The 6,343-nt window shown below is 61.1% G+C and carries 7 protein-coding genes and 1 pseudogene; 3 read left to right on the forward strand and 5 right to left on the reverse strand.

Features of this window, described 5'->3' with window-relative positions; all coding sequences use genetic code 11:
* Positions 1–2 precede the first annotated feature (2 nt).
* Complete coding sequence (locus HJB82_RS27480; protein WP_207585432.1) at positions 3–542, reverse strand: murein L,D-transpeptidase family protein; 540 nt, start codon at positions 540–542, stop codon at positions 3–5.
* A gap of 282 nt (positions 543–824) precedes the next feature.
* Between HJB82_RS27480 and HJB82_RS27485 the strand changes: the two genes are divergently transcribed.
* Entirely contained in the window at positions 825–1,265 is a 441-nt protein-coding gene (locus tag HJB82_RS27485; protein WP_207585433.1) for a response regulator, read from the forward strand.
* Between the two features lie 24 nt (positions 1,266–1,289).
* Here HJB82_RS27485 and HJB82_RS27490 read toward each other — a convergent pair whose 3' ends face one another.
* Both HJB82_RS27490 and HJB82_RS27495 read right to left on the reverse strand, forming a co-directional pair.
* Positions 1,290–2,033, reverse strand: coding sequence for a TetR/AcrR family transcriptional regulator (locus HJB82_RS27490; RefSeq protein WP_221142065.1), 744 nt, complete (start codon positions 2,031–2,033; stop codon positions 1,290–1,292).
* Positions 2,026–2,253, reverse strand: coding sequence for a hypothetical protein (locus tag HJB82_RS27495; RefSeq protein ID WP_221115602.1), 228 nt, complete (start codon positions 2,251–2,253; stop codon positions 2,026–2,028). The genes HJB82_RS27490 and HJB82_RS27495 overlap by 8 nt, the downstream gene beginning before the upstream one ends.
* A gap of 1 nt (position 2,254) precedes the next feature.
* Between HJB82_RS27495 and HJB82_RS27500 the strand changes: the two genes are divergently transcribed.
* Both HJB82_RS27500 and HJB82_RS27505 read left to right on the forward strand, forming a co-directional pair.
* Entirely contained in the window at positions 2,255–3,454 is a 1,200-nt protein-coding gene (locus HJB82_RS27500; protein WP_207585435.1) for a multidrug effflux MFS transporter, read from the forward strand.
* A 140-nt stretch (positions 3,455–3,594) separates the two neighbouring features.
* Positions 3,595–4,887: an MFS transporter gene (locus tag HJB82_RS27505; protein WP_207585436.1), complete on the forward strand. Its 1,293-nt coding sequence runs from the start codon at positions 3,595–3,597 to the stop codon at positions 4,885–4,887.
* A gap of 7 nt (positions 4,888–4,894) precedes the next feature.
* Here the strand turns inward: HJB82_RS27505 and HJB82_RS27510 are convergent, their stop codons facing one another.
* Together HJB82_RS27510 and HJB82_RS27515 are read right to left on the reverse strand one after the other, a co-directional pair.
* On the reverse strand, positions 4,895–5,932 hold the full coding sequence (locus HJB82_RS27510) for a LacI family DNA-binding transcriptional regulator (RefSeq protein WP_221142067.1): 1,038 nt from the start codon (positions 5,930–5,932) through the stop codon (positions 4,895–4,897).
* Positions 5,933–6,240: 308 nt separating this feature from the next.
* Positions 6,241–6,343 (reverse strand): annotated as a pseudogene (locus tag HJB82_RS27515) (IS110 family transposase); the annotation flags it as partial.

Here is a 6,343-nt window from a genome sequence, read left to right on the forward strand (position 1 = left end):
CCTCAGGGGATGATGTCGATAGGCGTGTGATTGGGAACGCGGGCCCAGATATCGCGCATCTCCGCATTGGTGACGGCAATACAGCCATCCGTCCAATCCCATAGCTGATGGGCTTCCTGGAACAGGCCCCAGCCATTGGGAAGCCCGTGGATCATGATATTGCCGCCGGGCGGAAAGCCGTTGGATCCGGCGTTGCGTCGGTCATCCGGGTTCGGATAGGAAATGTGGAGGCTGAGATGCGCCATGGACTTGGGATTTCGCCAGTCGATCTCATAGCGCCCTTCCGGCGTTTTTTCGTCACCTTCCTGTTGCTTGGGACCGGCATCGGCAGCCTGCCCCAGTGAAATCCGATATGTCGAGATCGGAACATCCCCTTTGAGAAGGACCATGCGGCGTTCGGATTTATAAACACGGATGAGGTCGGCCTGTTGCGCGAGCGGCGCATCCGGAGGTGGCGAGCCCGAGCCGATCCTGGCCATCAATTTGGTATAGGCGAAAAGGCTGACCACGACCGTGGCCAAGACGATAAGTTTGGTTTTCAACGGGAGCCTCGATCTTCATGCCAACGGAATAATCATATCGTGTCATCGTGCCTTCATCCAGAAGGTGCGCGCTTGAGATTGAGCACAATTTAGCGCCCGTTTTTGCTTCGCCGGCTTTCTTGTTAAGAATCTATCAACGTTAACAATATCTTAAATATCAAAAATCGCGTTCCACCGCGGAACATATCTTCAAGTTGGCCGTTTCAGCAGGGAGTTTCGTGCAGGGACAGCTGCCGGAGCGGATACCTCTTCCGAAGTATATGCGTAACAAGGGGACGTATCATGGCCACCAATGTCGTGCGGCGCTGGCAACGAGATGATCTCATGAGACAGAGAGTATTGATCGTCGAAGATGAATTCCTCATCGCCCTGGATCTCGGGGCGACGGTGGAAGATATGGGTATGCAGGTCGCAGGTCTTGCGAGTGATCGCGAACAGGCGCTGCGGCTGGCGCCGCTTGCCGATATCGCCTTCGTCGACGTCAATCTCGCCGACGGCCAGACCGGGCCCGAGATCGGCCGGCGGCTGGCAGAAGAACACGGCATTGCCGTCGTGTTCATGACCGGCAATCCCGAAGTTGTCGCTAATGGCGTCAAGGGCGCGGTCGGCGTGGTGCAGAAGCCGGTCATGCCTTCTGTCGTCCAGCAGCTGGTGAAATATCTTGCCGCGCGCCGCGTCGGCATGTTTGCGGTCGTGCCCTCGCAGATGACCGTCTTCGCCTGATTGAAAGGGCCTGATCGGGAGGCCTTATCCGCCCGCTATGGCCGCAAGCTGCGGCGGGCGACCGACCTTATCAGCCGCCGGCCCGCCATAGGCCTTGAGAAAGGTACGGACGGCATTGCGCGCCGCCTTATCAAGCTCTTCATCGGTGGGCGTTCCACCGAAAAGCGTCATCATCTGCAGGTCAGCATTGGCGAGCGCCACGAACTGCCGGGCGGCGACGTCGAAATCGTCGATGACGAGCGCGCCCTTATGAGCGACCCGCGCAAGAAGCGCGGAAAGGGCAGTGGTCAGCTTGCCCGGTCCCTGCTGGCGCCAGCTTTCGAACAGGTGCGGATATCGCTCACCCTCCGTCTGCACCAGCTTGCGCAGGAATTTTCCGTCGTGATTGCAGATGCAGTTCTTGTTGAGGCGCACGGCGAAGGCCGTCAGCCCGTCCTCCAGATTGTCGGCGTTCTCGGGAAAGCTCGCCAGCACCGAGAAGAGCATGGCGTTGGCGCGGTTCATGACGTCCTCGACGACGGCGACGAACAGCGTTTCCTTCTCGCGGTAGTGATTGTAGATCGTCTGGCGAGAGACACAGGCGACGGCGGCAATTTCGTCGATGCTGGCGCCGGCAAAACCCTGGCGGCAGAAGACGTCGGCGGCGGCATCGAGGATCGACATGCGCTTTGCGCATTGTCCGCGCTGCGTATGCCCCCCCATCCGGACTGCCGGTGTCATGCGATCTTTCATGAAGGCCAAGATAAGACGTCTTGACGATTTAGACAATGGCGTCTAGTTTACAGCCGTGTCCAAATTTGTTGACACTATTGGTTCCGTTGCTGAAGATATGAGCTCCCAACTTCGTCTTCGCGCGAACGATCATCATTGAACCCCAGAACATGATGCCGAAAAGTGTGAGGAGTTTTCGGGCGCCATCCTGTTCTAAGAGCACTGCGGCGGAGCGACGATTCGATGCTTCCGCTGCGCTTTTATGAAAGATCACCATTATGACGGCTTCCTTCTTTCGCATTGCTCTCATTCTTGGCCTTCTCTCGGCCATCGGCCCCTTCGCCATTGACATGTATCTGCCTGCGCTGCCGTCCATCGGCCAGGACTTGCATGCGGATAACAACGTCACCCAGCTGACGCTTCTCGCCTTCTTCATCTCCTTTGCCCTCGCCCAGCTCGTCTATGGTCCGCTTTCGGACATGTGGGGTCGCAAGCTGCCGCTCTATCTCGGCATCGGCGTCTTCGCGGTCGCCTCGATCGGCTGCGCACTTTCGACCGATATCGAAACGCTGATCGCCTTCCGTTTCGTCCAGGGCATCGGCGGTGCCGCCGGCATGGTCATTCCGCGCGCCATCGTCCGCGACATGCATACCGGCGTGCAGGCCGCGCGCCTGATGTCGCTGCTGATGCTGGTCTTCTCGATCTCGCCGATCCTGGCGCCGCTGACCGGCAGCGCCGTCATCGAATTCTACGGCTGGCGCGGGGTGTTCTGGGCGGTGATGATCGCCGCCTTCATCGGCCTCGTCCTGCTTGCCACCCAGCTTGACGAAACCCGCCCTGCCAAGGAGCGCAGCGGCAGCGGCCTCAAGAGCGCCATGGCGGCCTACCGGCTGCTGCTGGCCGACCGCAATTTCCTGACGCTGACCTTCATCGGCGGTCTCGGCATTTCGAGCTTTCTCGTCTATCTCGCCAACTCGCCCTTCGTGCTGATCCAGCACTACGGGCTGACGCCGACCGAATACAGCTTCGCCTTCTCGATCAACGCCGTGTCCTTCTTCGCGGTGTCGCAGGCGACCGGCTGGCTCGGCGAGCGTTTCGGCCTGGTGCGCGTCATGCGGATTGCGGTCAGCGCCTTTGCGCTAGCCATGGTTGTCATGGCGGTGGTGATGGCTTCAGGCTTCAACCAGCTGCCCGTCATGGCGACCTTCCTGTTCATCGGCTACGGCTTCCTCGGCCTCGTCATCCCGACCAGCGCCGTTCTTGCTCTCGAGGATCACGGCGCGATTGCCGGCACCGCCTCGTCGCTGATGGGCACGCTGCATTTCGTCATTGCCGCCGTCGCCATGGTGATATCGAGCCTTTTCTTCGACGGCACGGCCGTTCCGATGGCTGCCGGCATTGCGCTCTGCGCCTTCTTAGCCTTCGCGCTGACCCAGGCAACGATCGGCCGCCGCGCCGCCGTCGCCGCTGCCGAATAGTCAAGCACAGGCCGCACCCATCCCCCGGGTGCGGCCACCAATCAGGGTTGCGATACCGCAGAAAATACCTCGCGCGATTGAATATTGGCGGCCAGCACTATTTACGCCATGACGCAACATGATCATTCCGGAGGATACGCATGGTCGATGAGAAGCGGCTGATCTCGAAAATCACCTGGAAGCTGATGCCGTTTCTCGGCATCCTTTATCTCATCGCCTATATCGACCGGCAGAATGTCAGCTTTGCCAAACTGCAGATGGTCGATGCCTTGGGGATGAGCGAATATGCCTACGGCCTCGGCGCTTCGCTGTTCTTCATCGGCTATTTTCTCTTCGAGGTGCCGAGCAACCTCTTCCTCGAAAGGCTCGGCGCCCGTGTCTGGTTCGCCCGCATCCTGGTGTCCTGGGGCCTCGTCACCGTCGCGCTCGCCTTCACGCAGAACGCGACGATGTTCTATATCCTGCGCTTCCTGCTCGGCGTCTGCGAAGCCGGCTTCTTTCCAGGCGTGCTCTATCTGCTGACGCTATGGTTCCCCTCTGCCTATCGCGGCCGGATGGTCGGGCTGTTCATGATCTTCAGCGCCATCGCCAATGCCGTCGGCGCACCGCTCGGCGGCGTGCTGCTCGATCTCGATGGTCTTTACGGCCTTGCCGGCTGGGAGTGGGTCTTCCTGGCGACCGGTATTCCAGCCGTCATCGCCGGCATCGTCACCTTCTTCTATCTTCCCGGCCGGCCTGAAAACGCAAGTTTCCTGACTGGCGAGGAGAAGGACTGGCTTGAACGGAGGCTCGCATCGGAAAATGCCGGCATGGGCGAAAATGCCGGAAACGGCTTCAAGGCGCTGATCGACCCGCGCGTCCTGCTGATGGCGCTTTGCTATATCGCCTTTCCGCTCTCGGCCTATGGCCTGAGCTATTGGCTGCCGACCATCGTCCAGGCCTTCGGCGTCAGCAACACGGTGAACGGTTTCCTCAACATCATTCCCTGGCTGCTGGTTGCGGTCGCGCTCTATGCCGTTCCCACGATGGCCGACAAGGCCCAATCGAAGACGCCCTATATCGTCGTTCCGGCCTTGATCGGCGCCGCCTGCCTGCTGCTGTCGGCGCTGATCCCGAACCACGCCTTGCAATTCGCCTTCCTCTGCGTCGCCGCTGCCGGCATCTTCGCGCCGCAGCCGGTGTTCTGGAGCCTGCCCTCGCGTTTCCTCAAAGGGGCGGGTGCCGCTGCGGGGCTTGCCGCCATCAATTCGGTCGGAAATCTCGGCGGTTTCGTCGCCCAGAACGTCGTGCCCTGGATCAAGGAGGCGAGCGGCAGCACGACTGCGCCGATGTTCTTCCTCGCCGCCTGCCTTGCTGTCGGCGCTCTGCTGGTCTTCTTCGTCACGCGGCAACTGTCGAGCCGGGAGCCTCCGGCGGCGCCGAGCCGGGTGTGAGGGGAACTCAGCCCGTCAGCGTGAACGCGTCGCTTTCGCCAGGAACGAGTTCCAGCGGCCAGATCCGGCTGCGGGCTCCCTGCGGATAATGATCGGCATAGGCCGGCATGGAGGCAAGCAGGGTTTCGCCGAGCTGGGCGCCGAGATCGCGCAGCGACATGCGGAAGGAGGTCAGTGACGGCTGCAGGAAATGCGTGCGCGGCTCCTCGCGGAAACCGACGACGGCGAGGTCTCGGCCGGGAACGATGCCGGCCTCGGCAAGCCGCCGGTAAAGCCCGATCGCCATCAGTTCGTGGATCAGGATGATCGCCGTCGGCCGTTCTTCAATCATCAGCAGTTCGTGGCCGGCCTGATAACCGCCCTGTTCGCTCGACTTGACACGGATAACGAGGGCCGGGTCGAAGGCAATACCGTGGCGTTTCAGCGCCTGGCGGTAACTCTCGAGGAAGATATAGCCGAGATTGATGTCGGAGGAGGGGGCCGCCACCGCGATCCGCCGGTGGCCTTTTGCGACCAGCCGGTCGACGCCGCGCGCCGCCACGCCTTCGAAATCGAGATCCATCCAGGTATAGCTGCCGCCGGACGCGCTGCGGCCGAGCGCCACAAACGGGATTCGGACCTTTTCCAACAGCTCAATGCGTCGGTCGGTGCGTCGGGTCGCCGAGATGATCATCGCATCGACCAGGCGGCGCGCCACCATGCGCTTCAGATATTCGTGCGGATCCTCGTCATCGGGGCAGGGCAGCATGACCAGATCGAGCTTGTGACGGGAAAAGACGCTCTGCAGCCCGTCGGTGACGCCCAGGAAGAAGTCGTCGCTGTTTTCGACTGTCTCGCGGCTGACCTCGAGCATCAGCCCGATGACGTTGGTCATGCCCTGGCGGAGGCTGCGGCCCGATTGGTTGGCGACGTAACCAAGCTCCTCGGCGGCGGCGAGCACGCGCCGGCGCGTTTCTTCGTTGACGTCGGGCTTGCCGTTCAGCGCACGGGACACCGTCCCGATCGAAATGTCGAGATGCTCGGCGAGCTGGCGAATTCCCTTCATCTTTGTCGATCTTCCTCTCTGAAAGCGCCACGCGTCAGTGGCCCTTCTTGCCACAGGACAGCGCCTGCGAAAAGCCGTGGGTAGAGGTTACGGCTGGAAGCTCCGGCGCATGACCAGTTCGGGATGACTCGCTTGAGCGAAGTTCAGACTGTGCGTTGGTACCGCCCTTCGGTGAAGGCTGCCCCTCCTAACCCTCTCCCCGTAAAAAACAGGCAGAGGGGACGTGCCCCGCGAGAGGTTAGTGGGGACGGAGAGGTCGCTGCACATACCCTTCGCCCCGTTGACGGGGAGAGCGACTGTCTTATTTGTCAAGCGTTTTGCCATGGTCGTCCGTCCCTGATGATGGCATTGAGGATGGTGAGCAGCTTGCGCATAGTTGCGACGGTTGCGACGATCTTGGGCTTGCCGGCC

Source organism: Rhizobium sp. NZLR10 (genome assembly GCF_019685125.1).
Taxonomy (GTDB): domain Bacteria; phylum Pseudomonadota; class Alphaproteobacteria; order Rhizobiales; family Rhizobiaceae; genus Rhizobium.